This window comes from Pseudoflavonifractor sp. 60 (assembly GCF_009911645.1).
Taxonomy (GTDB): domain Bacteria; phylum Bacillota; class Clostridia; order Oscillospirales; family Oscillospiraceae; genus Lawsonibacter.
The window spans coordinates 1-23,759 of sequence record NZ_QWKI01000144.1 but is presented as its reverse complement, the minus strand read 5'-3'; the positions used below and the strand labels follow the sequence as shown (position 1 = coordinate 23,759).

The 23,759-nt window shown below is 52.9% G+C and carries 19 protein-coding genes and 5 tRNA genes; 13 read left to right on the top strand and 11 right to left on the bottom strand.

The window, feature by feature from the left end:
• Positions 1–258 precede the first annotated feature (258 nt).
• From D1646_RS15765 to D1646_RS15745, 5 genes are all read left to right on the top strand, one after another.
• Entirely contained in the window at positions 259–2,808 is a 2,550-nt protein-coding gene (locus D1646_RS15765; RefSeq protein ID WP_160637388.1) for a hypothetical protein, read from the top strand.
• A 208-nt stretch (positions 2,809–3,016) separates the two neighbouring features.
• Positions 3,017–5,389 carry a PHB depolymerase family esterase gene (locus tag D1646_RS15760; protein ID WP_160637387.1) on the top strand — a complete coding sequence of 791 codons (2,373 nt, stop codon included), beginning with the start codon at positions 3,017–3,019 and terminating at the stop codon, positions 5,387–5,389.
• Positions 5,390–5,576: 187 nt separating this feature from the next.
• Entirely contained in the window at positions 5,577–5,960 is a 384-nt protein-coding gene (locus tag D1646_RS15755; protein ID WP_160637386.1) for a BlaI/MecI/CopY family transcriptional regulator, read from the top strand.
• Entirely contained in the window at positions 5,957–8,044 is a 2,088-nt protein-coding gene (locus tag D1646_RS15750) for a M56 family metallopeptidase (RefSeq protein ID WP_160637385.1), read from the top strand. The genes D1646_RS15755 and D1646_RS15750 overlap by 4 nt, the downstream gene beginning before the upstream one ends.
• A gap of 209 nt (positions 8,045–8,253) precedes the next feature.
• The gene (locus tag D1646_RS15745; RefSeq protein ID WP_160637384.1) at positions 8,254–8,853 is read left to right on the top strand and encodes a recombinase family protein; all 600 of its coding nucleotides are present in this window, start codon (positions 8,254–8,256) and stop codon (positions 8,851–8,853) included.
• On the opposite strand, the gene D1646_RS15740 is transcribed toward D1646_RS15745, so the two are convergent.
• Together D1646_RS15740 and D1646_RS15735 are read right to left on the bottom strand one after the other, a co-directional pair.
• Positions 8,831–10,528 carry a recombinase family protein gene (locus D1646_RS15740; RefSeq protein WP_160637383.1) on the bottom strand — a complete coding sequence of 566 codons (1,698 nt, stop codon included), beginning with the start codon at positions 10,526–10,528 and terminating at the stop codon, positions 8,831–8,833. The genes D1646_RS15745 and D1646_RS15740 overlap by 23 nt on opposite strands.
• Positions 10,525–11,160: a helix-turn-helix transcriptional regulator gene (locus D1646_RS15735; RefSeq protein ID WP_160637382.1), complete on the bottom strand. Its 636-nt coding sequence runs from the start codon at positions 11,158–11,160 to the stop codon at positions 10,525–10,527. Before D1646_RS15735 ends, D1646_RS15740 begins: the two co-directional genes overlap by 4 nt.
• Before the next feature lie 369 nt (positions 11,161–11,529).
• Here D1646_RS15735 and D1646_RS15730 point away from each other — a divergent pair, with 369 nt between their 5' ends.
• From D1646_RS15730 to D1646_RS15720, 3 genes are all read left to right on the top strand, one after another.
• Positions 11,530–11,754 carry a hypothetical protein gene (locus D1646_RS15730; protein ID WP_160637381.1) on the top strand — a complete coding sequence of 75 codons (225 nt, stop codon included), beginning with the start codon at positions 11,530–11,532 and terminating at the stop codon, positions 11,752–11,754.
• A gap of 136 nt (positions 11,755–11,890) precedes the next feature.
• Positions 11,891–12,961, top strand: coding sequence for a hypothetical protein (locus D1646_RS15725; RefSeq protein ID WP_160637380.1), 1,071 nt, complete (start codon positions 11,891–11,893; stop codon positions 12,959–12,961).
• A complete protein-coding gene (locus D1646_RS15720; protein ID WP_160637379.1) occupies positions 12,945–13,532 on the top strand; it encodes a hypothetical protein in 588 nt (195 codons plus the stop codon). Before D1646_RS15725 ends, D1646_RS15720 begins: the two co-directional genes overlap by 17 nt.
• Positions 13,533–13,972: 440 nt before the next feature.
• Here D1646_RS15720 and D1646_RS15715 read toward each other — a convergent pair whose 3' ends face one another.
• On the bottom strand, positions 13,973–14,842 hold the full coding sequence (locus tag D1646_RS15715; RefSeq protein ID WP_160637378.1) for an ADP-ribosylglycohydrolase family protein: 870 nt from the start codon (positions 14,840–14,842) through the stop codon (positions 13,973–13,975).
• A 329-nt stretch (positions 14,843–15,171) separates the two neighbouring features.
• Here D1646_RS15715 and D1646_RS15710 point away from each other — a divergent pair, with 329 nt between their 5' ends.
• From D1646_RS15710 to D1646_RS15690, 5 genes are all read left to right on the top strand, one after another.
• Entirely contained in the window at positions 15,172–15,555 is a 384-nt protein-coding gene (locus D1646_RS15710; protein WP_160637377.1) for a MerR family transcriptional regulator, read from the top strand.
• Positions 15,556–15,600: 45 nt separating this feature from the next.
• Positions 15,601–16,989, top strand: a complete 1,389-nt coding sequence (locus tag D1646_RS15705) for a catabolite control protein A (RefSeq protein WP_160637376.1) — start codon at positions 15,601–15,603, stop codon at positions 16,987–16,989.
• A 564-nt stretch (positions 16,990–17,553) separates the two neighbouring features.
• On the top strand, positions 17,554–19,101 hold the full coding sequence (locus tag D1646_RS15700) for a hypothetical protein (protein ID WP_160637375.1): 1,548 nt from the start codon (positions 17,554–17,556) through the stop codon (positions 19,099–19,101).
• Positions 19,098–19,778, top strand: a complete 681-nt coding sequence (locus D1646_RS15695; RefSeq protein WP_160637374.1) for a hypothetical protein — start codon at positions 19,098–19,100, stop codon at positions 19,776–19,778. Before D1646_RS15700 ends, D1646_RS15695 begins: the two co-directional genes overlap by 4 nt.
• Positions 19,760–20,200 carry a hypothetical protein gene (locus D1646_RS15690; protein ID WP_160637373.1) on the top strand — a complete coding sequence of 147 codons (441 nt, stop codon included), beginning with the start codon at positions 19,760–19,762 and terminating at the stop codon, positions 20,198–20,200. Before D1646_RS15695 ends, D1646_RS15690 begins: the two co-directional genes overlap by 19 nt.
• A 240-nt stretch (positions 20,201–20,440) precedes the next feature.
• Here D1646_RS15690 and D1646_RS15685 read toward each other — a convergent pair.
• From D1646_RS15685 to D1646_RS15650, 8 genes are all read right to left on the bottom strand, one after another.
• Positions 20,441–20,516, bottom strand: a tRNA-Lys gene (locus tag D1646_RS15685).
• Between the two features lie 27 nt (positions 20,517–20,543).
• A tRNA-Gln gene (locus tag D1646_RS15680) sits at positions 20,544–20,618 on the bottom strand.
• A gap of 58 nt (positions 20,619–20,676) precedes the next feature.
• Positions 20,677–20,753: transfer RNA gene (locus tag D1646_RS15675), tRNA-His, on the bottom strand.
• 36 nt (positions 20,754–20,789) lie between these two features.
• Positions 20,790–20,866 (bottom strand) — tRNA-Arg (locus D1646_RS15670).
• A gap of 120 nt (positions 20,867–20,986) precedes the next feature.
• Positions 20,987–21,060 (bottom strand) — tRNA-Gly (locus D1646_RS15665).
• Between the two features lie 169 nt (positions 21,061–21,229).
• A complete protein-coding gene (locus tag D1646_RS15660) occupies positions 21,230–21,814 on the bottom strand; it encodes a hypothetical protein (protein ID WP_160637372.1) in 585 nt (194 codons plus the stop codon).
• Between the two features lie 93 nt (positions 21,815–21,907).
• The gene (gene pyrB, locus D1646_RS15655; RefSeq protein WP_160637371.1) at positions 21,908–22,969 is read right to left on the bottom strand and encodes an aspartate carbamoyltransferase; all 1,062 of its coding nucleotides are present in this window, start codon (positions 22,967–22,969) and stop codon (positions 21,908–21,910) included.
• Between the two features lie 210 nt (positions 22,970–23,179).
• On the bottom strand, positions 23,180–23,455 hold the full coding sequence (locus tag D1646_RS15650; protein WP_160637370.1) for a translation initiation factor 2: 276 nt from the start codon (positions 23,453–23,455) through the stop codon (positions 23,180–23,182).
• Positions 23,456–23,759 lie beyond the last annotated feature (304 nt).

The following is a 23,759-nucleotide window of genomic DNA, read 5'->3' as shown; positions in this document are numbered from 1 at the left end:
TGTTTTTTATGCGGGATGATGTCATGGGAACATACGCTTCTTTCTGACTCGAGGAACTGCCTTTCAGAGTGTGGGCCAGCCAGTCTATGGGAAGTCTCTTCTGCCGGCACAAATCCATCCACTACATTCATTGGTCTATCAAATATATGAATTGGACAGGGATTGGTGGAGCTTATTATAATGCATTTAAGACGGAGGTGCTGGATTGTGCAGAATGACAGCGCCTCCTAAAAGAGTGAGAAAGGGATGGATTCAAGCATGAAATTGTACCGCAAACTCACCGCACTGTGCCTGTCCGCCGCTCTGGCTGCGGGTATGGCCATCACCGCATCCGCTGACGTCTCCCCGGTCAGGGTAGTGGTCAACGGAGAAACTGCCTCCAACTCTGCCTACATCAACTCCGACTGGCGGACCATGGTGCCGGTGGAGACAGCTGAGGCCATGGGCATTGCCTACACCGTGGAGGGGGACAGCGTCACCTTCACCGCCAACGGCATCTCCCAGACCTACACTGCGGGCTCTGCCGCCGGCGACACGGTGGCCACTCTGGTGGACGGGACCCTCTATGTCCCCTTCTACCATCTGGCTCAGACCTTCGGCTTCCAGGCGAGCTGGGACAGCGCGGCCAAGGCGGCCTCCGCCACCGGCAGTGTGGCCGAGGAGACCCCTGATGTGCCCTCTGCCGTTACGGCCAGCATCAACCTGAATGAGTACCTCCTGGAGAACACCGAGAAAACCAATGAGACCACACGGGCCCTGCCCATCGACCGCACAGAGGTCAATGAGCACCCTGTGCCCGGCTATCTGTCCTACACGCTGGCCAGCGACCGGACCATTAAGCTCTACGTGGGGGAGCACGCGGCTCTGCGGGCTTACATCACCGTGATTGCCATTCCCAACGGGGTTTCTGATACCTATGCCTTCCTGGAGGAGCAGGGATGGATCAAGCAGGCTGAGACCTATGGGGAGCTGCTGTTCGTCCTGGAGCCCGCCAATGGGACCTGGGGGACGCCCGCAGAGGAGGCCGCCTACCTCAACGACTGTCTGGCGGAGACCATCGGCAACACCGCCTTTGACACCCGCACCTCCAGCGGCGGAGGACTGGTACAGACTGGCCGGTTTGCCTTGAGTGACGGCACCGTCTGCCCCGTCTTCACCGGCCACTCCTGCAACTACTATGTGGGCTACGGCGAGGGCTGCGCCGTCCTGGAGTCCTGGACTGCCAACAATCCGACCTATGTCATTGGTCAGGCCTTTGTGGGCGGGACCAGCGTGGGGGATTCCGTCCTGAAGACTGCCAGCGCCCGCACCTATAACGGCATCAATACCGGCTCCTACTATCCTGGCCTTGACGACGCGGCATTCTCCACCGTGCTGGAGAAAATGGCCCAGGACGGTGCGGCGGAAAGCGCCAGCTTTATCACCAATGCCGACATCCCCGTTCCGACCCTCTTTGTCGGGTATCAGGACGGCGACGCCAGCGTTGAGTACTGGAAGGACGTCAATGACACGGTGGACACGGCGGTGGGCGGCGTGTATCACCAGCGCCTGGACTCCGACGCCTGGCAGACCAAGTATGCCAACAGCAACGCTAAGAGCTGGGGAGCCCAGTACGGCATCTCCCAGGTCAAGCTGGTGGACGGCAGCGCCATGAGCGCCTCCGACATCCGCAGCTTCCTGGCGGGCTACACCAGATACACCAATCCCTTTGCCTACAGCAACGCTCTGGGCATCCGCACCGACTACTACATGGCCACCAAGGCGGCCCGCACCGCCGCCGAGAGCGGAACAGCCATCTCCTCCTTCACCTTTGAGGGTCAGAGCGGAGAGCAGAAGACGGTGGAGCTGCGCGCTCTGGAGTCCGTCCGTCTGAACAACCCTGGCGGCAGCAAGACCTCCGGCACGGTGTACTCCTGCATCGCCGCCTTCAACGACTACGACGGCAACGGCGTGCTGGACCCCCGGGAGACCGTGATGTACATCCCGGACTCCGCCAAGACCTACGGAGGGGACGGCGCCCCTGTGGTGGTGGTGTTCCCCGGCAACACCCAGGCTGCCGCCACCTTTATGGATTGCTCCATGTGGTGGGCCATTGCCAATGACGAGGGCTGTGTGGTCATCATCATGGGCGAGTACTGCAAAACCAGCGCCGCCGGCCTGACCTACGGCGACACCGCGGACAGCGCCGATTTCTCCCGGGCCGCGCTGCTCCTGATGGAGAATGTGGTGAGCAAGCAGGACGGCGTTCAGGTGGATATGAGCCGCGTCTACGGCAGCGGCCACTCCCTGGGCTGCCGCACTGTCCAGACCCTGACCCACACCAGCGAGGCGGGGGACTATGCCGCCGTGGGCTCCACCTCCTTCCCCAACACCGACTTTACCGCAGATGACATTATGCCCTCCTATCTGCTGATTGGCCAGGCCGATATCAGCGAGCCCGACCGCAACAATGACCTGGTCAAAGACCCCTGGACCGTCTCTGATGACAGCGCCATTTATAATTGGGTCGTGAATGCCCAGAAGATGAACGGCATTGACGCGCCCTTCACTGCCAACGATCACGACAGCTTCCTGGAGGCCTGCTCCGAGTACAGCGAGACCGGCCGTTATTACACCTACACCTGGAACGGTGAGAATGATATCCCGCTGGTTCAGTTTACCCGCACGCTGGCCCGGGAGCACAACTGCTACCCCGAGGAGTTCCGCCTTGCCTGGGACTTCCTGGAGCACTACCGCCTGGATGAGGACGGAACCCGCTACTACAGCGCCTCCGCCTTTGCCCAGGACGACGCGGTGAAGATTTCCTGAGAACACAGAAATTGACAGGGAGGCCTCGATTTGGGGCCTCCTTTTTTGCACTCCGCCAGTGTATTAATTGATTTTTGACATGATTTAATCGATTTTATGAATTGGACATGGATTGGTGGAATTTATTATAATATTTGATAAGACGGAGGGGCTGGATTGTACAAAATGACAGCGTCTCTCAAGAAAGCGAGAAAGGATGAATTGAAGCATGAAATTATACCGCAAGCTCACCGCGCTGTGCCTGACCGCCGCTCTGGCCGCAGGTATGGCCATCACTGCATCCGCTGACGTCTCCCCGGTCCGGGTAGTGGTCAACGGAGAGACTGCCTCCAACTCTGCCTACATCAACTCCGACTGGCGGACCATGGTGCCGGTGGAGACGGCTGAGGCCATGGGCATCGAGTACACCGTGGAGGGAGACAGCGTTACCTTCACCGCTAACGGCATCGCCCAGACCTACACTGCGGGCTCTGCCGCCGGCGACACTGTGGCCACTCTGGTAGACGGGACCCTCTATGTCCCCTTCTACCACCTGGCCCAGACCTTTGGCTTCCAGGTGAGCTGGGACAGCGCGGCCAAGGCGGCCTCCGCCACCGGCAGTGTAGCTGAGGAGACCGAGCCCCAGCCCGAGACCAGCAGCGCCAAGGACCTGGACGAGATCACCGACCTGGCCTATGACTGGAGCCAGGCGGCTCAGCTGCCCCTCACAGGCTGGTATACCAAGAGCTTTGACGGAAACCGCCGGGCCACAGTGTACATCGCCGAGGAGGCCTCCATTCGCAGCTATTTCACCATCATCGCCGTTCCGGACGGGGTCGACACCCAGAAGTTCCTGGAGGACGAGGGCTGGATTGACCTGATGGACCAGAAGGGCGAGGGCCTGTATGTGCTGGAGCCCGGCGCCAATGGCTGGGGCACTGCCGAGGAGGAGGCCGATTACCTGGACAGCGCAATCAGCTTCCTGAAGAGCGGTAACAATGCCAGTAAGCAGAATGTGTTCTCTACCTTCGGTGAGTTCTATGTGGCCGGCTATGGCAAGGGTGCTGCCGCTCTTGAGCTGTGGGCTGCGAAGAATCCCATCTTTGTTATTGGCCAGGTTTATATGGATGGCACTTCGGCGGGCTCCAGCGTACTTACCAGCGCCGCCAGCACGCTCTATGACGGCAAGAGTGCCAACGGTGATATTACTGAAGTGTTGACAGAGACCCTTCAGAAGGTAGGAATCGGCGGACAGATTGCTCCCAAGGATGTACCGGTTCCCACTTGGCTTGTCGGTTATACTGGAAGCGAGGACTACTGGAAGACCGCTAATGACTGTGTATCCGGCGGTGAGACCGTGAACGGCAGCACTGTCTATTACCAGTCCAAGGATTCCAACGCTTATCAAACCCACTATGCAAATTCTCAGCTGCCTGCCAGCGCTCAATACGGCATCTCCCAGGTGCGTGTCAGCCAAGGCAGCCCGAAGGCCTCTGACCTGTATGCCTTTATGTCCGTATATACCCGTTACGACACCACCTTTGCTTACTCCAATGCGCTGGCGTACCGCTTGGATTACACCTCCGCCCGGGTTGCCGCCCAGCAGCAGGCCAAGGGCGGCGGCGTAAAGGAGACTCTGAGTGACGGTACCCAGATTCTCGCCCAGTCCGATGCGAAGCTGCCCGGCCACGGTACGGTCCAGGTGGGCGTGATTGCCTTCAGCGACAACAGCGGCGACGGAAAATGGGATCCCCGTGAATATATGCTCTACGTTCCTGAGAGTGTGCAGGGCAAAAAGGCTCCCGTTTTGATTATCTTCCCCGGAAATACCCAGACGGACTCCATCTTCATGGATTCTACTCTGTGGTGGGAAGTGGCCGATCAGAAGGGTATTGTGCTGGCTTTCGTCTGCGAGACTTATAATGCCAGCCCCTGTAGTGTCTCACATGCAGATTCGGATAAATTCTACGCCTCTTTGATGACCATTTTGAAGGAGCAGGTGGATGGTTCCTATGCCACGCTGGACTTCTCCCGTGTGTATGGCTCCGGCCAGTCCGCCGGTTCCATTGCCTCCCAGGGCTTTGCGATGACCAACCCTGAGTTCTTCGCCGCTGTGGGCTCCACCTCCGCCATTCCCATCCCCCAGAGCGACCCGGATTTTGAAAGCTACGACGCCATGATGCGTTTGGCCGCTCCTGAGTCCAATCAGCCCATTCCCACCATGCTTCTCAGCGGTCAGATGGATGTAAGCGACTTGGCTGCCTGCTTTGACTCCAAGAACCTCCAGGCCTGGGGCAAATATATGCTGGCCGCCAACGGAATTGATTCCGCAGTTGCCCCGGACAAGGCAAACAAGGTCACCAGTGTGGACAGCCGTCACAACGAACTCTACACTTGGAGCAAGAAAGTGGACGGGACCGATATTCCTTTGGTGCAGTGGGCCACCTGTCTGCTGCGGCCCCACAACTGCTATCCCTCTGAGATGCCCATCCTGTGGGACTTCATGGAGCACTTCAGCTTTGAGAAGGCCGAGGACGGCACCATAACCCGCTACTACAGCGTCTCTGCGTTCCAGGCTGACGACGCTGTTGTGATTCCCTGATTCCAAAAACCGAGTACAAACGGGGCCCGATGGAGACATCGGGCCCTGTTTTTGTTTGGCAGGGACGCAGAGGATGGGGCGGAGCGCTCTGCCAGCCGGATTTTTTTGGAAATTGCCTTGACAAAAGAATAACAGAGTGTTATATTATAGAAAATGACACCGCGTTATACAATGAGGAGGGCGAACCATGGGACTACAGATTTCCGATGCCGAGCTTGAGATTATGAAAATTGTATGGGGGAATCCGGAGGAGGTGACACTGTTTGCCTACATTATGGATGCGCTGGCGGCCAGGGGCAGGCCGTGCCAAAAGAACACCCTGATCGTGCTGCTGTCCCGGCTGGTGAACAAGGGGTTTCTAAGCGCCAGGAAAATCGGACGCCGCAACGAGTACACCCCGCGGGTCTCGGAGGCGGAATACCGGACAGCGCAGACGAAACACTTTCTGGATAAGATTTACGAGGGAAGCGCCAAGGGACTGGTCTCCAACCTGATTATGGGCGACCTGCTGACAGACGGGGAGTACGAGGAGCTGAAAGCGCTGCTGGAAAAGGGGAGAGAAAAGCCGTGAACGGAGTTTTGAAAACTTTTCTGGCCATGTCCATCTCCGGCAGCCTGCTGATTCTGGCACTGCTTTTGGGAAAGGGACTTTGGAGGGAGAAGGTCAGCCGGCAGTGGCAGTACTACATCTGGCTCATTGTCATTCTGCGGCTGTTGCTTCCCTTTGGTCCGGAAGCCCGCCTGCTGGGAGGGGCCTATCAGGCTGTCCGCCAGGCAATTGTCCAGGCCGCTCCTTTGCCGCCCCAGTCCGTGCATGGTGCTTCGGAGGAGGGGGCGGTTTCCCCTGGCGGTTGGGAGGAGAGTCCGGCAAAAGGTACGGCAGCCGCCCGCCCGCTTCTGGAATTTGGCGCGGCGCTGGTGGAGCACCTCTGGCTGATCTGGCTGGCGGCAGCCCTGGGACTGCTGCTCCGCAGCATAACCCTCTACCAGAGCTTCATGAGCTATATAAGGGCGGGATGGACCCCAGTCTCCGACGTTGCGCTGCTGGACCGCCTGTCCATCGCCGCAGAACAGATGGGCATTCACAGGCCGGTAGAGCTGTTTGTCAATCCGCTGATCTCTTCGCCGTTGCTGGTAGGCGTGTTCCGTCCCTGCATTGTACTGCCAAGGGCTGATCTGTCCGAGCAGGATTTTCAGTATACCGTCCTCCACGAGCTGACGCACTGCAAACGGTGGGACGTGCTCTACAAGTGGCTGGTCCAGGTGACCGTCTGCCTGCATGGGTTCAACCCGCTGGTGTACCTGATGCGCCAGGAGATCATCCGGGCCTGTGAGTTTTCCTGCGACGAGGCGGTTTTGACAAGAATTGGACGCAGCAGGGCCCAGGACTATGGCAGGACTCTGCTGGAGGCGATGGCGGCAGTCGGGCGAGATCAGAAACACTTTGGGGCCGTCACGTTAAGCGAAAACAAACAGCTGTTGAAAGAGAGGTTAGGCGCTATTATGAAGTTCGAACAAAAATCCGCGGCAATTCGCCTTCTGACGGGTGTGCTTACAGTGTGCGTGATGTGTGCAGCAGTTTTTATCTGCCCCACCGCAGCCCTTTCCCGTCAGCCGTCCGGCGGGTTCCCGGGCTGGCACAAAAGCCCGGTCACGGCTCTGCCTCGCAGGGACTATGCCGCGCAGATCGAGCGGTACTATGAGGCCGGCAGTCTGCCGTTGCTCCAGATCACATTCTCCCGCCTGGATGAGAGTGGTCAGCGGCGGTGGCTGGAAAAGGCCTATACGGATGCCGACATTGCGAGTTTCTCTGTTGAGGTGCGCGGACTGGCGATAGGTGCGCCGCTGATTGCCGAGTTTGCGGAACGGGCGTATGAGGATGGGGAAATTGCGTTTTTCTCCACCTTGGCGGACTGCATGACGACAGAGGAGCTGGAGCTCTGGCTGGACCGGGCCCTGGAGGATGGGGCATGGTCCTTCCAGTCGGTGCTGTTTGACCGGCTGGACAAGGACGACGAATGGGATGAACGGAAAGAGGAGTGGGAGGAGGCCCAGAGGGCGGAGTACCAGGCGGCGGGGGTCACGATGACCGGCAAGGATTATTACTACCAGGGACAGCTGGTCAACATTTTTCTGGATATACGATCCAATCAATCCTTTTACACGCTGAATTTGAACCCGGCGGGGACAGTCAATGTGAAGATTGTCCGGGACGGGAATGACAGGATCACCGGGGCGGCCCCTATGACGGAGGCAGAGGTGACGCAGCTGCTGGGGGATATGGGGGACGACGGCGAGGCGGCGGCCGGGCTTTGGAGGCCCCAGGTGGTCCCCGTGGATGCGGAAGCTGTCAGGGCCGGGGAGACCATCTTCCTGGGGGAATATACCCTATCCCAGGGGGACCGCATTCAGTATGACATTTCCGCAAAGACAGGCAGGGGGATGAGAGTTTATTTTGCTAGGGATGGGGAGGAGAACGTGGCCTGCTGGTCTGTTCACAATCTGCGCCAGCCGGGAGAACCGCTGAAATGCGTTGCAGACTTTACAGTGGGCGCGGCGGCTGAGTCTCAAGCGGGACCCGGGACCTATGGGCTGTACCTCCAGGCCAGCGACGGTGCGCTGGGGGAGGTGCAGGGCAGTATTTCCATAGGGTAGATACGCGCTGAGACAGCCCCGCCATTCCAGCTGAGCCGCCCTGATTCATCACAACGAAAAAGCTTGCCGGGAAGTGGACCATCACCATCCCCGGCAAGCTTTTTTTCGCCAAAAACCCTCTTTAAATCCGAAAAGGCGACATTTGTGTTACAATTCCAACATGAATAGCAAAGAGTTTAACTTTGCTTTTGGAGGTGACCACAGCGGGAATGGAAATTTACGGATATATTCGTGTAAGCACCAAGGAGCAGAACGAGGACCGCCAGCTCACTGCCATGCAGGGTCTGGACATTCCGGAACAGAACATTTTTATGGACAAGCACTCCGGCAAAGATTTTGAGCGTCCCCAATACAAGCGGTTGGTCAAACGGCTGAAACCGGACGATTTACTCTACATCAAGAGCATTGACCGGCTGGGACGAGATTATGAGGAGATCCAAAACCAGTGGCGCATCCTCACCAAAGAAAAACGGATTGATATTGTTGTGCTGGACATGCCTCTGCTGGACACCCGCCGGGGTAAGGACCTGGTGGGAACGTTCCTCAGCGACGTTGTGCTTCAGGTTCTCTCCTTTGTGGCGGAAAATGAGCACACAAACATCCGCCAGCGGCAGGCTGAGGGCATCGCCGCCGCCAAGGCCCGGGGAGTCAAATTCGGGCGGCCATCCATTCCGCTGCCGGAAAATTTTTACCAGGTACATCAGGATTGGAGGGAAAAGAAAATGACCCTTCAGCAGGCCGCCAGCGCCTGTGCCATGCCGGTGGGCACGTTTTATGCGAAGGCGGTTAAATTTGAACAGTCCACATAAACAAATTGGGCTCCGGGTGGTCTAGGTGGACCTGCGCCGGCAGGCTGTGCTCCGCGGGACTGAGGCTCCTGCGGCGAAGGAACTCCGCAAGGCGGCAAAAAATAGAGCCAAGACGTTGCAGTCTTGGCTCTATCCTCGATTTAAACGCAGATGCAGTTCTCGCCGCTGGAGGAATTTGTATCTGCGCGCTTTGGTGACCCGTTGCCCCCAGCCCGCGAACACCTGCGGCGGCAGCGTCCACCTCCGGGAGCGTAATCGTCCGGTTGTCGCCGGAGTAATTGAACGTAATAGTCACCTTATCATCGTAAACAAAAATGGAGTTGACAAAGATGTCAATAATCCTGCGCTGGCTTTCCTGCTCCTCAAAATTCAACTGGCGGAATTGCAGCAGGAAAAACTTGATGTGATCCTGTGTGAGCCGAAGCCCGCTGACCAGTTCCGCATCGGCCAGGGCAGCCTCCAATTCTCTTTGCTGCTGTTCTAGCTCATCCATCCGGGCCTTCGTAGCGGTGTTGAAGATGCCGGCCTCCACCGCCCGCACTAGATTTGCAGTCGCTGCCTTCACCTGTTCCAACTCGGCATGGAGGGAATCGGTGTAAGAGGTATCCGTGTTCTGTTCCATGTAGTAAGTATAAGTCTTTTCTGAAATAAAGTCAATCATCTCATCGCTCATTACAACGGCTTTGGCTTTTTCCAACACCAAATTCTCAATCCAACCTTTACGAACTGCACGTTTTCGACAGGTGCGGTTCTTTTTCTTTTCCAGGCAGTTGTAGTAGCAATATTTGGCACCACTTTTCCCTGTGCCGCACTCGCCGACCATTGTATGACCGCATAGGCCGCAGAACAACTTTCCTGTCAGCAGATATTCCGCTTTTGTCCACTTCCTAGCTGGTGCTTTTCGGTTTTGGACAAGCATCTGTTGGACTTTCGCAAATGTTTCGGTATCAATCAGGGCAGGAAAATTGACATCAGGGTATTCTTTTCCATCATAGTGGTAAATTCCGATGTACTTTTTGTTTTTCAAGACCGCCCGGATACTGTTCACGGTCAGCGGTTTTCCTCTGCGGTTTCGTAGTCCCTCTGCGTTAAGGTAGTCGATGATCTCTTTCTGTGTACTACCAGCTGCGTACATCTCAAAAATCTGTCTGACCAGCGGAGCTGTCTTGGGGTCTGGTTCCAAATGCTTATCTGCACCAGTCCGATATCCCAGAGGTATTGTGCCGACGACACTCTGACCTTTGCGAGCTACATTGTCCATGCCACGTTTTACATTGGTCGCCAGTTGGACGGAGTAGTATTCAGCCATCCCCTCCAGAACGGCCTCCAGGATGATGCCCTCTGGCGTGTCCGGGATGCTCTCGGCCGTATAGAGTACCTTGACGCCGTTCTTTTTACAGCGGTATTTGTTGAATGCGATTTCTTCCCGGTTGCGGCCGAAACGGTCAATCTTCCAAATGATGATTGCCTCAAACTGGTGCTTGGCGGTATCTCTCAGCATCTGCTGGAACTGCTCCCGGTCATCATTGCGCCCAGTCTGTGCCCGATCGATATATTCGTGGATGATGGTGTAGCCATGCTCACCAGCGTATTTGTGGGCGGCGGCAAGCTGACCCTCAATGGACTGCTCTCCCTGCTTGTGGCTGGAGTAACGGGCATAGACCACAGCGTTCATTCCCGTTTCACCTCCCTGACTGGTTCCAGATCAAGAGCCAGGCGTGCTGTATTCTTGTCTTTCAGACTGGCTCTGTCGTAGGCTCTGGCAACCTCTTTGGCCTCTGGCGATATTTCACCCACCTTATAGCTTTCGTTGCCTGTCCAGACCTCCAGAGGCACGTCCAGGGTCTTGGATAGCTGCAAGGCGATGGGCAGCGGAGCCTCTTTCATACGGCGGAAAATAATGGTGCGGACTTGTCGATCTGTCAATCCTGTGACACGGACAATATCAGGGATCAGCAGCCCCATTTCCATTGTGACATCAATGAAGATCTTGTAAAAAGGTTTGTCGCTCTGGGTGCAGATGGAGTCGAACGCAGACTCCTGCTGACTTTCTCCCATCAGATAGTCAACGGAGACATTCAATGCTTTGGCGTAACTCTCTACCAGAGAAATCTTAGGAATACGCTGTCCGCCCTCATAGCGGCTGAGCACCTGCTTGGAGGTGCCGATCCGTGCGGCAAACTCATCCTGCGTCTCCCCCATCTCTTTGCGGATTCGGCGCAGACGCTCCCCGAAAGAGGTCGGCTTTAGTTCTACATCTTCGTATCCTGGATACAGTTCATGTATCCGTTTTGTTTCAGCATCCATGGGCAGCCATCCTTTTGATGTCAGTACCCATATTAAAACATATTAAATCACCATTGTCAATATCAATTTATGCGAAGTCCAGAATTTATCTCCAAACGGTTGACTTTCGGACGAAGAGCATTTATACTGTGTTTATCATCCATCAACTGAACGTGACCGCACTATTTTACCTCGATAGTCACCAAACAGTTGATTTACGGAGGTGAGCAATAGCCGACTACACCATTCATATCATTCCCCAAGCCATTCCAAGTGTGGAACAAAAAATACTGTGCGCCACGTTTTTGGAGGCTGCCTTTCGTTTTTATGATGACCCGGCAAATGAGGCAGCTTTTGAACAGTGGTGCACAGAGAAAGGAGGAGTTGCGTATGCCAAAACAGGCAGCGGATAAGCTGCGAAAAGAACACCCCTACTATGTACCGCTGGATATAGCGTCTAAACTGCTGGGTGTCTCACCTCGCCAGTTGTCCGGATTGGTCGCAGAGGGCCGTGAGCCGTTTTGTCTCATCGGCGCCAATATTGGTACCCGACAGAGGTATGTCCGCATTTATACGGAGCGGTTGATCGCCTATCTCAACGGAGAACCCCTTTAAGAGAATGGGCCAAGAACAATAAGGGGGTGATTGCTTTCCGTGGAAAACAATCACAAAACACGCTGGGCGGCAGGGAAACAGCTTTTGCAAGAAAGCCGCTTCCCTGCCGCCTGGTCATTTTACAAGGAGAAGATAAATGAAATTACATGATAACCAATTACAACTGCTCCGACATTTGGCACGATTTAACCTATTGGATTACAGCGGTTGCCTGGAAATGTTGGACGTGGACGAAACAGGGGATCGCACCAAGATGTCCTACGCGTTCCGTCCGTTGACAAAGAACAAATATCTTTCCAAGCGGAAAGATGGTAGCGTATCTATTTTGGCAAAGGGCCGGGCACTGTTTCCCGAAATCAAGCCGCTGGTTGCCGCAGGCGGCGGCACAAGCGAAACCAGACGCATAATTGAGGTATCCCGCATGGCGGCGTTGATGGAGAAAAACGGGGTGCCCGCTGTTGGAAGTATACCGGCGTCGCCTGAGCCGTGTTTTATCCCCTCCGCCTGCTGGCGCAACATTGCCCCTGGAATCCTGTCCACCACCCGCTTCACTGGGATGCTGGTGGCAGGAGAGCACCGCTTGGCAGTCTATGACATTGGAGACGGGGCAATGGAATGGCAGGTACGGGCGGAGGGCTCTTTGTTTTACACCCGGTATGGCAGCTATGCGACAAAGGCTACAGGAATGCTCCTGATTTGCCGCAAGGAAGCTCGAATCAAGGCCGCCCGAAATATTATCCGTCAGACTATGTGGAACCGACGTCAGCTGCTTCAAGAAAGTTGCCTGGAGCGCGACAGACCCACACGCTGGTCTCGCTCTCCTATCAAACTGAGAGCAAATTATGAGCATGTCTATTTGACAACTCCCGAGCATCTGGCGGTAAGTTTGAATCGGATTCTAGATGAGGAGAAGTACATCCAAGCGTTGTGTGATGAAAATGGCGGCACACGGCTGGGCAGACAAGGAATTGGAGATATAGAGGTATGGCCTCGACATCTCTTTGTCAATCCAGCCTGCGACCTGTTGAAATTTGTTTGTTTCTTTTCCGCTGTAAAAACATATCTGGAGCCGAGAGAGAAAGACGATTATTGTCGGCCCCAAGTTACCCTGGAGCTGTATATTCACAAAATAGACCATCCCATCGCGGGGATGTATCCAGAATTTTACAGATTGGAGGGACTGAAAATCTATGCATACCGATCTTAAAAAAACACTGGCGACAATCGAACGTTGTTTGCCCATCGAAGGAGAACCCACCTGGGCGCAGCTATATCGGATGTATGACCTGACGCTACGCCTGATGAGTCAGGAGCTGGCTGTGATTTATGACAAAGAGGTGTTCGACAGTCAAACAGGGCAGAGACCACTTGCAGAGCAGCGGAGCTCCGGGACAAGCACTAATTCAGTGGTTACTTTGACCATCCAGGAACCGTTGCCTTCCATGAAAAAATTAACAGAGGCTCTGGAGGAACACTGGAAAACGATGATCCATACAGCTATTGCGGAGGCGGCTCGTCAGTTCATGCTCCCGTATTTTGAAAAAGCGTTTGTAGAAATTGAAATTATCACCACCAAAGGCTGCAATAACGCCAAAGTATGGGACACCTCCAACCGGGCCATCCAAGTTATCCTTAACAACCTGAAAGGTATCTTTTTTAAGGACGACAATATGGAACATATGGCCTTTTCGGTGATCGGACGATGGGGTGAAAAAGGTGTCACGATAATCCGTGTTTTGGACTTTGACCAATTACAGCAAATTGGAGACATCAGCTAATTGCCGATTTTTGGGCGAAACCATGAGCTTTGAAAAATGTCATGGAGAACAGGTCGGAGCGAAAAATGTGTATTGTCCTTGGACTTTAATGAGCTGTAATGCGCTGTAAATTGGCAGACGAGTTTGTCATGATGAAAGAGTTGTAAAGAGGGGTTCTGCGAGGAGTGTCTGCCTGGGCAGACGCGACGAGCAGGACGGGTTGAGGTGCAGAAAGAGGGGAGTGCGTTGATATCGACGCACCCCCTCTTTCTGCACCGGCATTTTTGCTTTCATTTTACTTGCTCCATATATGTTAGTGACTGTTTTAGTTACCCAAGTTTGATTTTGCCCGATTCAAATTTGCCAAAATTATATTGCCCATAATGAGGATTATCTTCACAATTTTATACAGATCCTGATGAGAAAAGCGTTATCAGAAATTTTCGCTAATGACTTGACTGTCAACTCCGCAATTCCTGTCGCTTTAACTGAATGGCTTCATATTTCTCTTCAAACCGACTGAGAATGTCGATTTGTATTTCATCCAGATATGAGAGTGCTTGTGTTCTGAGACCAACAGGGATGCCATAATATGCTTCCGCTATACTGCCTGTGACGGCGGCAATGGTATCGCTGTCACCTCCGATTGATATCGCGCTACGTATTGCGTCCTCAAAACCTGTTGATTCCAGAAACGCCTCAATCGCTTGCGGGACTGAGCCTTGGCAGGATACGTCAAACGTATAGGCCGGGCGGATCTCATCCAGAGTGAAATTCAATTGATAGTAGTTTTCTTCAATAAATTTCTTGATTTGTTCTTTATCTGCACTGTGTAAAGCAAGAAAAATAGCTCCAGCAACGGATTTTGCACCCCGTATCCCTTCCGGGTGATTGTGGGTAACGGCCGCTGTGGTTTCCGCAAAATGGAGGGCCTCATCCAAGGTGGTCGCGGCATATGCGCATGGGCTGACACACATGGCGGAGCCGTTTCCAAAGCTACCATAGGGCTTTGGTCGTGTTGGACTGAACCGCTGCATAAAACGCAGATTTTTGCGGGGCTTTGGGCACTCCAGACCGAGCCACTGTATGAAGCGGCCGCCATACCCGGCGTTAGGATAGCGGTGGCCCAACTCCTGCATACATATGACTGTCTGATCTGCCAGATCAGAATAGTCCTTGTTGCAGGATAGAAACGCCTTTGCAACAGCCAGCGTCATAACGCTGTCGTCTGTAGGTCTGCAGTCCAAGGTGAATAGTTCAAATTCTTTTAACTTTATGTTGTGCCACTCAAAACGAGAACCGGCAATGTCGCCAATGATCGCGCCTAACATACAATCCCCCCGCTCTATTACTTTTACGCTCTCCTATACACTACTCCATACGGCCTCGCTTGTCAAATGGCAGGTCAACTCCAAATACTTAAGGCCAGTTTTACATTTTGTAAAACTGGCCTTTGCCGTTATTGATCCGGAATGTTCTTCTAGTCACATCTGATTTCTCCATATCAAATTCGCAAAAATTACACCGCTTCTGATGAGGATCGGCTTCGCAATTTTTACACGGCTCCTGATGAGGAGGCGCTGCCAAAAATCCTCGCTAACGACCTTGACAGCCGATATCGGCCGGTCTTAGCATCAAATTTGAAAAGGAGAAATCGAACATGAGCGGCAAGAAAGCCACTGGAAAGACCATTGGGGAGGTGGAAAAACTCACAGGTATTCCAAAACGGGAACTGAAGTACTTCATCGAGCAAAGGCTGGTCCAGCCCTCGCAAAAATCGGAAAGTGGCTATTGGCTGTACAGCGATGAGGACATTCTGCGCGCGCAGTTTGTGTCTCTGTGCCGGGAACTGGACTTCCCTGTCCGGAGTATTCGAGCTATCTTCTCAGCTCCGTCCCGCCACTGGCAGACGGAGCTGGAACGGCAGATCGTCCGGCTGACAGAAAAGAAAGTCCGAACCGAAGCACAGCTTGCCCGGACGGAAGCGCTGCGGCTCAACTGGAAAACGCAGGAATGGGCCAGTCTGATCCAATCGTCCATCTGATCAAAGTGATCTATACATCAAAATAAAACACATGGAGGTAATGTTATGAAAAAGAGATTTGCGATTCTGTTAGCAGCTGTCATGCTGCTCTCTGCCTGCGGCGGCCCCACTTCCCCAGGAACGTCCTCATCCGAATCGTCTGCCTCCTCAGGGCAGACGAGCGTATCCGCTTCCACACAGGTTCCCGGCGGAAATGCGGTCCAGTTCGAACCCTCCGCGACCGTAGAAGAAACCGTACTGGTGGACGAAAGCGATGTCAAGATCACCGCCACGGGACTCAAATATACGGCCTACGATGTGAAGCTGAGCCTGGCCATCGAGAACAACAGCGACAAGAACTTGTCTTTCTACAGTGGTACCTTGGGGTACAACTGCAACTCGGTCAACGGATACATGGTGGACGACGGATACTTGAATGCCGACATAGCGGCGGGGAAGAAATCCAATGAGACGGTCAGCTTCAGTGTGGATGAGCTTACTCTCCTGGGTATCAGCGATATTGCAGATATTGAGCTGGGCTTCAATATCACCGACGATCAATACAACGACTATCTGCTGACCGGGCCCCGGCAGCTGAAGACCTCCATTGCTGACAGCTATAACTACGAGGAGGACACCTACCGCCAGGCCATTGCGGACAATGTACCGGCCCTTGGCTTCGCTTTGGACTATGATTCTGAGAACGAAGTTTACGACCAGAAAGGTATCCATGTAATCTCTCAGACTTTAGTGACCAATTCCAGCGGAGAACAGGCTCTGCTGGTGGAAATAGAAAACACGTCCTCTGATACAGTATATGTCTCTGTCGGCGACATCACCATCAACGGCTTGGGAGTTCAAAGCGGCAACTGGTCCACCGACTGGATCAGCGCAGGAAAGCACCGGGTAGTGACCATAAATCTGTCTAGTGTACTGGATAAGTCCTATCAGACCGCTTTTGGACTGGAAAACATTGGCCAGATCACATATTTCCTCGAACCGAAAGACAGCGTTCTGGACACACTGGTAGTTCCGCAGACACTGACTTTTGCGGTCCCAGGCAGAAACACCTCCTTCGACGCATCAGGAGAGGAACTTTACCGGGAGGACGGTATCCATATCGTCTCCAAGGGATTGGTTCCAGATTCTTTCGAACTTAGCGATGATATCCATCTCCTGCTGCTGGTGGAAAACAGCGCCTCAGAGCAACTCAGCTTCGACATTGATTTTAACTCCGTATCGGTAAATGGATACATGACCAACTTCATTTGTTTCAGCAGAACAGTGGCCCCCGGTGGCAGCGGTGTGCTGGATGTGGAACTGATGGGCTTGTCTCTGGAAGAAAACGGTATCACAGAGCCGGAAAGCATTACAGAAGTGGAACTGACCGTTGAAGCCAAGAATGACAGCTATAAAACAATCGCAAAGCCGGTCGTGACAGCCAAGGGGAACTGATCGGGGAAAAATTGCAAGGCCGCCTATCTTTGGATAGGCGGCCTTAGTAAATTCCGACCTTTTTCATCTAAATTGACACAGATTTTGAAACAATCGATATTACTGTCAGTGAAGTAGAGGTCGTTCCATATAAGACGCATTTTCTTTATCATGCTGTGATCAGGGCAACACTTAACGATACGTCCACACCCTATATATTAACTCCCAATTCGCTTTCGTGTTCCTATCATCTGAGACTATTGCGACATAACACATTCACCAGGCCGGGAACACAAAATAAAATTGGGACAATTTAGAAAGACATAATCAAAGAAGCCTTGTAACTGTGGATGTTCTCGGTTATAATGTAATAAAATGCCGAACTAGGGTAGGGATATAATGTCGCCGGCGGAGAAGGCCTGTCTTGCCATAAACCAGAAACTGATTCTATCCAGCTGAGTGATTTAGAACATGAAACGTCTGGATCTGTCCTCTGCATTGGGCATTGCGGCGCAGAAGTTTCCGACCAGCACAGGCGAGGTAGACTATGTGTTGAAGAGAAAGAGACTGAAGGGGTAACTTAAAATGAAAAAGAAAACATATTTGCTGTATTTAACGGCCCTTTTCGCGGTGTCTTTGTTTGGATGTACTCGGGTGACTGACGAAGATATCCCCTCGCAAAAGGTAGAGATTGAAACACCGGTCTCAGAACCTGTAAGTTCTATCTCTGAACCGACAAGCCGATACATTATCAATAAAGAATCCGCAATTACAAGTGATTTGGAGTACTTCGGTATCGAAATGGTTAACGGAGATGTTACCCTAGCGCTCTCTGATCTGTGTGCAATTTTTCCAGATGAGGAACAGTACTATTTGTATTTCCGGATGCCCGAAGATAGCGAATACGATGCATACCGAATCAATTCCATGTGCATTAATGGCAGAGATCATGTTGTCGAGCTGTTGGAGATAGATGGTTCTTATCAAAAATATGCCATCAGTGATTGGACCGTATCTGCCGATAATGTATATGAGATTTCCGAGATTCATTTCCGGAATGAAAAAGATCCTGCTGATACGCAGACCTATAATATGTCTCAGGAATGTGTGGTATACATCAATGACGAGCAGTACTACTTCAGTCAGGAGCATCGATATCATATAACTCTTGCGGGCCGAAATATTGAAGCTGTTTATCAATTTAACAAAGAGAAAAACGTCTTCCAAGATTTATGGTATAACCTTATCGAAAAGCCGGAGGGATTAGATGAAGATAACCGGTCGTTTTTCTACTTCGCATTCAATTGCTACGATGTGGATCGCGATATTAAATTCACGCCGGATGAAATTCTTCAGCTTGATGTTAAGTACGATCAGCTGACCTACGCTTATGAGGGAAAAGAGAAAGCAGCTGCAGAGAATACCGATCCGCAGATCAAAGCCATGACCCAAAGAATTGAGCCCGATAATATCAAAGTAGTATCTGACAGCAAGTACAGCAATAAAAAGATTTACGAATATGACACGATTTATCGGTTGGACGACGCAACTCTTGAACAGAACAAGGACGCCGAAAATGCAACCACTCTTGAATTTGCCTCCAGAGAGTATGAATGGGCAGTAGCCTTCGGGGACCGTTGGGGATACACCCATCGGACAACGAAAGATAATGGCGGCACATATGGTTTGTTGAGTAAAAACTATGATGTGCAGTTCACGCAAATCGAAGATTTCAATGCAATCCACATAGTCTACCGTCATGATGGAAAGGTATTCGATCTGAATACCAATAGTCTGATTGCGGATACGCCAACTACGATTGTAGAACCGGCAGAAAAACCTACGCGAGATGAAAGGGAAAAATATCGAAAAGAAGTCATCATGCAAGACGATGAATTGAATTGGCTCGAAAAATTTATTGCTATTTATCACATTAAGGGTTGGGTTATCGGTATTGCATTAGCGGTTGCGCTGATTCTCATAGTTCGTTTCTGGATTAAGAGCAAGATTCAGAAAAAGCAGATTAAAGCGGCTGTTAGAGATTGGATTGAAGACGCGGATTCTGACGGGATTAAAGATTTGGAAAAAGATGTATTTAAAACCCATAGAAACAAGGATGAGGATGAAAAATGAGATTGCAGAAACTCCTATTGATATTGTTACTGATGTGTCTTTTCTTTGCTGTAGGATGCGGAAAAGAAAGCTCCTCCGATGCCCCAGAACCTGTTGATCTAACCCCGGTCATGCCAGTCGATGAGCCTGAATATGACTGGGAACAAGAACTGACAGAATATTTAGAAACCGCCCAATTAAAGCCTTCTACCAACGCTGTTGTACATACGGGGCAAAGTGGTGGCTATATGGAACTCACGCTAAAAAAAGGCTCTCGCATTGATGTTCTTCAAAAAAGAGGATATACATTCGAGGGATATGAAACCAAAGATGGTGTTCAATATGTAGACTCAAACGGAACGATAGTCAAGGAATATATCGGGAATAATACACTCCTCCTAAAAGCCGCTTTTTTACCAGCAGAGTTCACGGTGCGGTTTTTCTTGGATGGGCAGCAAACAAAAGACCTAAACTCTGTAATATACTCCTTTGACAAGCCTCTCGATCCGTCCTCCATTCATTTGGGCAAAGAGCTTAATGGCGTCTGCATCATCGGTTACAAAGATAAGGCAGGAAATCTGGTTGTTAAAGCTAACACCAAAAGTATCAACATTAAAGACTTGGGGGCTTCCGTTGATTACGAGGCAAACACCGTTGATCTCCATGCGTCACAACCGATGTGGCACTGTCACATGTAAGAGCAAATACATATCAAGTTAGCGACAAGGGATTTTTGAAACAGTCTCTTGATAGCAAAGGAACGAAATATGATTTTGTTGCAGTCGATGAATGCGTTGATATTGATGCGTTGAAAGTCTTGGGATACGCAAACGCAACTATCAGTATTGAGTGTGACATCAAGGCAGAATCAGGAAAACAGCAAATCAAAATATTGAGAGATTGGCCAGAAACAGAAAAAGAAGTTAAAGATGTTACTTTGTTTGACAGCAAAAAAGTTGACTACACAAACACAAACAAAGCTTACACAGGTTCTGTAACCGTGCCAATTGATGAAATTGGCGAATCAATCTATATCGTCTACACCGCACATGGGCTTCCTATTAAAAGCAATGAATGGAAGTCCGATGGCATGGAGGTAAAGGTTTCTTTTTCGAAATAGCCTATTTCTTCGTTGAGAAATCTAGCAACTGCAATCCATACACAGCACAAATATAGCTGCATAGCTATATTTTGGCTGAGTAACTGCTGGCACAATCCATTCACATAATCGGGAACAGAAAACAAGATTAGGCTTTAGGAGACAACAGAGATAGAGCCAAGGCCTCACGACCTTGGCTCTATCTTTTCTTCAACCGCAAATACGTTCCTCACGACAAAGAGTGTTCGTATCTGCGCGTTTTGGTGACCCAGCGGGGACTCGAACCCCGGACCCACGGCTTAAAAGGCAGTTGCTCTACCGGCTGAGCTACTGGGTCACATCCATGTATGGGGCAGCTGGGGTTTGGCAGGGATGGCTGGACTCGAACCAGCGAGTGAGGGAGTCAAAGTCCCTTGCCTTACCACTTGGCTACACCCCTGTATCCAATGGAAGAAAGCACGGGCCGGAGCAGAAGCTCCGGCCCTGCCGCCTTGATGTGGGGTGGGTAAAGGGACTCGAACCCTCGACACCCGGAACCACAATCCGGTGCTCTAACCAACTGAGCTACACCCACCATATCGCTGATGACCGGTTTCCTCGTTGAGCCGGCTGGCACGCCTGGAGGGACTCGAACCCCCGGCCCGCTGCTTAGAAGGCAGCTGCTCTATCCACCTGAGCTACAGGCGCATATTCATGCCGCAACCACCGAAGGGGCAGCTGCTCAACCCGCTTCGCGGGCACTAACTGCCGCTAAATTCGCTCCGCTCATGAAGCGGCAGTAAGTATCCACCTGAGCTAAGGCGCATTTGGAGCGGGTGATGGGAATCGAACCCACGCGACCAGCTTGGAAGGCTGGGATTCTACCATTGAACTACACCCGCATGGACGGTATTTTCCTCTCACATCAGCCTTTAAATACTACCACATTTTCAAGCGCCTGTCAATGGCTTTTTGCAAATTTTTCATCCAAAAGCGAAGGGACGTCCCCAGGGCAGCTTGGACCGCTCCGAGCTTGGGTACTTTCTTCATAAAACGCTCAAATAGACCCTATTACAATGGTTCCGCAAACTGGAATCCCTCCCCTTCCATTTCGGTATAGTGCTCCTCCAGCAACGCTCCCATGCCGTAGAACATTTCGCAGTCCTCCAGAGACTCCTGCATCTGTCTGTTGTCATTGTTGTCGTTAAAGCCGCAGGCCCGGTTGCCGTTCATGTAGACCCGCATATCATCGTCGGCAATCATCCATTTGTAGTAGTCACAGGTGGTGGATACCACAAAGCAGTATCGGGCCTGACCGTCCTCCAGGTGGTCACAGTTCATCTCCAACTGAATCTGGTAGTAGGGGCACTCAAAGTTAATCTGCTCCACAAAAAACTCCTGTATGGTGTGCTCCGCAACCCTGCCGTACACATCCACCTTGCGGAGATGATGGTAAAGGGTGGTCCAGCCTGTTTCAAACAGCTTGTTAAAATTGTTCAGCACATAGCGGACCACTCGCTCGGTCTGCTCCAGATTAGCCTCGTTCAGATTCCAGATTATCAGGTCCAGGTTGAAGTCCCGCTTCAAATAAGGCGTATCCAGGGAGAACCGGACCTTGACCTGGGCTCCATATCCTCCGAATACATACGACATCATCCTTTCATTCCACCCAAAAACAAAACGAAGTTTTGGCGAAAAGTTCTTTTGAGTTCTCTTTTGCGAGAAGAGAATGCCTGTCCAGAGAGGGCCTCACTCCAGCGCCCCATCGCAGAAGGCGCAGCAGTCCCTGCCGCCGGTTTTCTTCACCAGCGGGGGCAGGTAGGGCTGGCTCTGGGTGATGCAGCGGGGATTGCAGCAGACGGGTCTTGTGCCGATCTCCACTGCCGGGGTCTGCTCCCGCCGGGGTTGGTTGGCCAGGTCGGACAGCAGTGCCATCCGGGCGAACATCCCATACCGGGCCTGCTGAAAGTACACCGCCCGGGGGTCGTCGTCCACGTCCACCGCGATCTCGTCAACCCGGGGCAGAGGGTGCATAACCAGCATGTTCTCCTTGGCCCGCTCCAGCTTCCGGCGGGTCAGGACGTAGACCCCCTTGTTCCGCTCATACTCCAGAGGGTCCACAAACCGCTCCTTCTGAATACGGGTCATATACAGCACATCCAACTGGGGGATTACCGCCTCCAGCCCGGTGACCTGGGTGAAAGGCATCCCGTTCTCCTCCATAAAGGCCCGCATATAATTGGGGACCGCCAGCTCCGGAGGGGAGATGAGGAAGAAGCGGACTCCCTGGAACTTGGCCAAAGCCTTGATGAGGGAGTGGACCGTCCGTCCGTTTTTCAGGTCGCCGCACAGCCCAATGGACAGACTGTCAGCCCTGCCCAGCTGGCGGGTTATGGTAGTCAGGTCGGCCATAGTCTGGGTGGGGTGCATGTGGCCGCCGTCGCCGGCGTTGATGACGGGGACGTTGGAATAGAGGGAGGCCGCCCGGGCCGCTCCCTCCCAGGGGGTGCGCATGACCACCACGTCGGCATAGCCCGAGACCATCTTAATGGTGTCCTTTAAGCTCTCCCCCTTGGCCGCCGAGGTGGAATTGGGGTCGGAGAAGCCGAACACCGTCCCACCCAGCCGGAGCATGGCGGCCTGGAAGGAGAAGTTGGTGCGGGTTGACGGCTCGTAAAACAGGGAGGCCATCACCTTGCCGCGGCAGGCGTCCAGATAGTCCTCCGGCGCGTCCATGATCTGGCTGGCCCGCAGATAGAGCTGGTCCCACTCCGGTCGGAGCAGATCCCCAAAGTCGATGAAGTGGCGCATATGTACTTCCTCCCCCAAAGTTTTTACCATCCTACCACAAAGCGAGCCGCTTCGCAAGTGCCGTCCGGGGATTTCAAGAAAACGTCCCAGTGGACTGCCCACTGGGACGCCAGGTATGATAGTATAAGGAGGAAAAAGAAGAAAACCCCTGTCCTTGGTCCAGTGGGAGAGGGTCCTCCCACTTCATTCTATGCGCGGCGAACAGAGGGGTTACAGCAAAAGCAGCCACACCGCCCAGCCCGCCGAGGCCGCCGCCGCCCCCAGCAGGCTCCAGAAGGGGGCGGGAATGCGCTCCAGACGCCGGTTCCAGGCCCGGCCCTGCTTTAAATAGCCGTTCGCTGCCTGCCTGGCCTCCCGCAGCACCTTGTCCGCGCTGACCCCCTCCCGGGCCAGGGCCTCCTCCTTGACAATAAAGATGGCCTCCTCAAACAGGCGGGGGTCGGGGGATTTGACCAAAATTACCTGACGGGTGATTCCCTTCACCATATCCGTCACATCCTTTTCCAGTGTTTTCCTCTAGTCTGCCCGGGTGCCTTGCGTTTTATCCCCAAAGATTTCGCCCCTTTCATTCCATTCGCTACGCAGATAAAATTTGTAGGGCGACCCTGGGAGTCCTGTCTTCTACCTCAGCTTTCCAGTTTGAAGCAGTTCCAGCGGGTCAATCCCCACCGCACCGCTCTGCCCCTTTTCAAAGGGGCCAGGTCGCCTGCGGGCGGGACGGGGGATGAGCCCTGCGAAGCAGGGGCGCACAAGCGGCGCAGCCGCTTGCCCCCTTTGGCAAAGGGGGCCC

Bases quoted from the DNA above. Each gene is read 5' to 3' on its own strand.
- D1646_RS15650 (WP_160637370.1), bottom strand. From the start codon at position 23,455: ATGGTGAAGGGAATCACCCGTCAGGTAATTTTGGTCAAATCCCCCGAC.
- D1646_RS15710 (WP_160637377.1), top strand. From the start codon at position 15,172: ATGAGCGGCAAGAAAGCCACTGGAAAGACCATTGGGGAGGTGGAAAAA.
- D1646_RS15725 (WP_160637380.1), top strand. From the start codon at position 11,891: ATGAAATTACATGATAACCAATTACAACTGCTCCGACATTTGGCACGA.
- D1646_RS15695 (WP_160637374.1), top strand. From the start codon at position 19,098: ATGAGATTGCAGAAACTCCTATTGATATTGTTACTGATGTGTCTTTTC.
- D1646_RS15715 (WP_160637378.1), bottom strand. From the start codon at position 14,842: ATGTTAGGCGCGATCATTGGCGACATTGCCGGTTCTCGTTTTGAGTGG.
- D1646_RS15740 (WP_160637383.1), bottom strand. From the start codon at position 10,528: ATGAACGCTGTGGTCTATGCCCGTTACTCCAGCCACAAGCAGGGAGAG.
- pyrB (WP_160637371.1), bottom strand. From the start codon at position 22,969: ATGCGCCACTTCATCGACTTTGGGGATCTGCTCCGACCGGAGTGGGAC.
- D1646_RS15720 (WP_160637379.1), top strand. From the start codon at position 12,945: ATGCATACCGATCTTAAAAAAACACTGGCGACAATCGAACGTTGTTTG.
- D1646_RS15745 (WP_160637384.1), top strand. From the start codon at position 8,254: ATGGAAATTTACGGATATATTCGTGTAAGCACCAAGGAGCAGAACGAG.
- D1646_RS15705 (WP_160637376.1), top strand. From the start codon at position 15,601: ATGAAAAAGAGATTTGCGATTCTGTTAGCAGCTGTCATGCTGCTCTCT.
- D1646_RS15735 (WP_160637382.1), bottom strand. From the start codon at position 11,160: ATGGATGCTGAAACAAAACGGATACATGAACTGTATCCAGGATACGAA.
- D1646_RS15700 (WP_160637375.1), top strand. From the start codon at position 17,554: ATGAAAAAGAAAACATATTTGCTGTATTTAACGGCCCTTTTCGCGGTG.
- D1646_RS15730 (WP_160637381.1), top strand. From the start codon at position 11,530: ATGCCAAAACAGGCAGCGGATAAGCTGCGAAAAGAACACCCCTACTAT.
- D1646_RS15755 (WP_160637386.1), top strand. From the start codon at position 5,577: ATGGGACTACAGATTTCCGATGCCGAGCTTGAGATTATGAAAATTGTA.
- D1646_RS15660 (WP_160637372.1), bottom strand. From the start codon at position 21,814: ATGATGTCGTATGTATTCGGAGGATATGGAGCCCAGGTCAAGGTCCGG.
- D1646_RS15765 (WP_160637388.1), top strand. From the start codon at position 259: ATGAAATTGTACCGCAAACTCACCGCACTGTGCCTGTCCGCCGCTCTG.
- D1646_RS15760 (WP_160637387.1), top strand. From the start codon at position 3,017: ATGAAATTATACCGCAAGCTCACCGCGCTGTGCCTGACCGCCGCTCTG.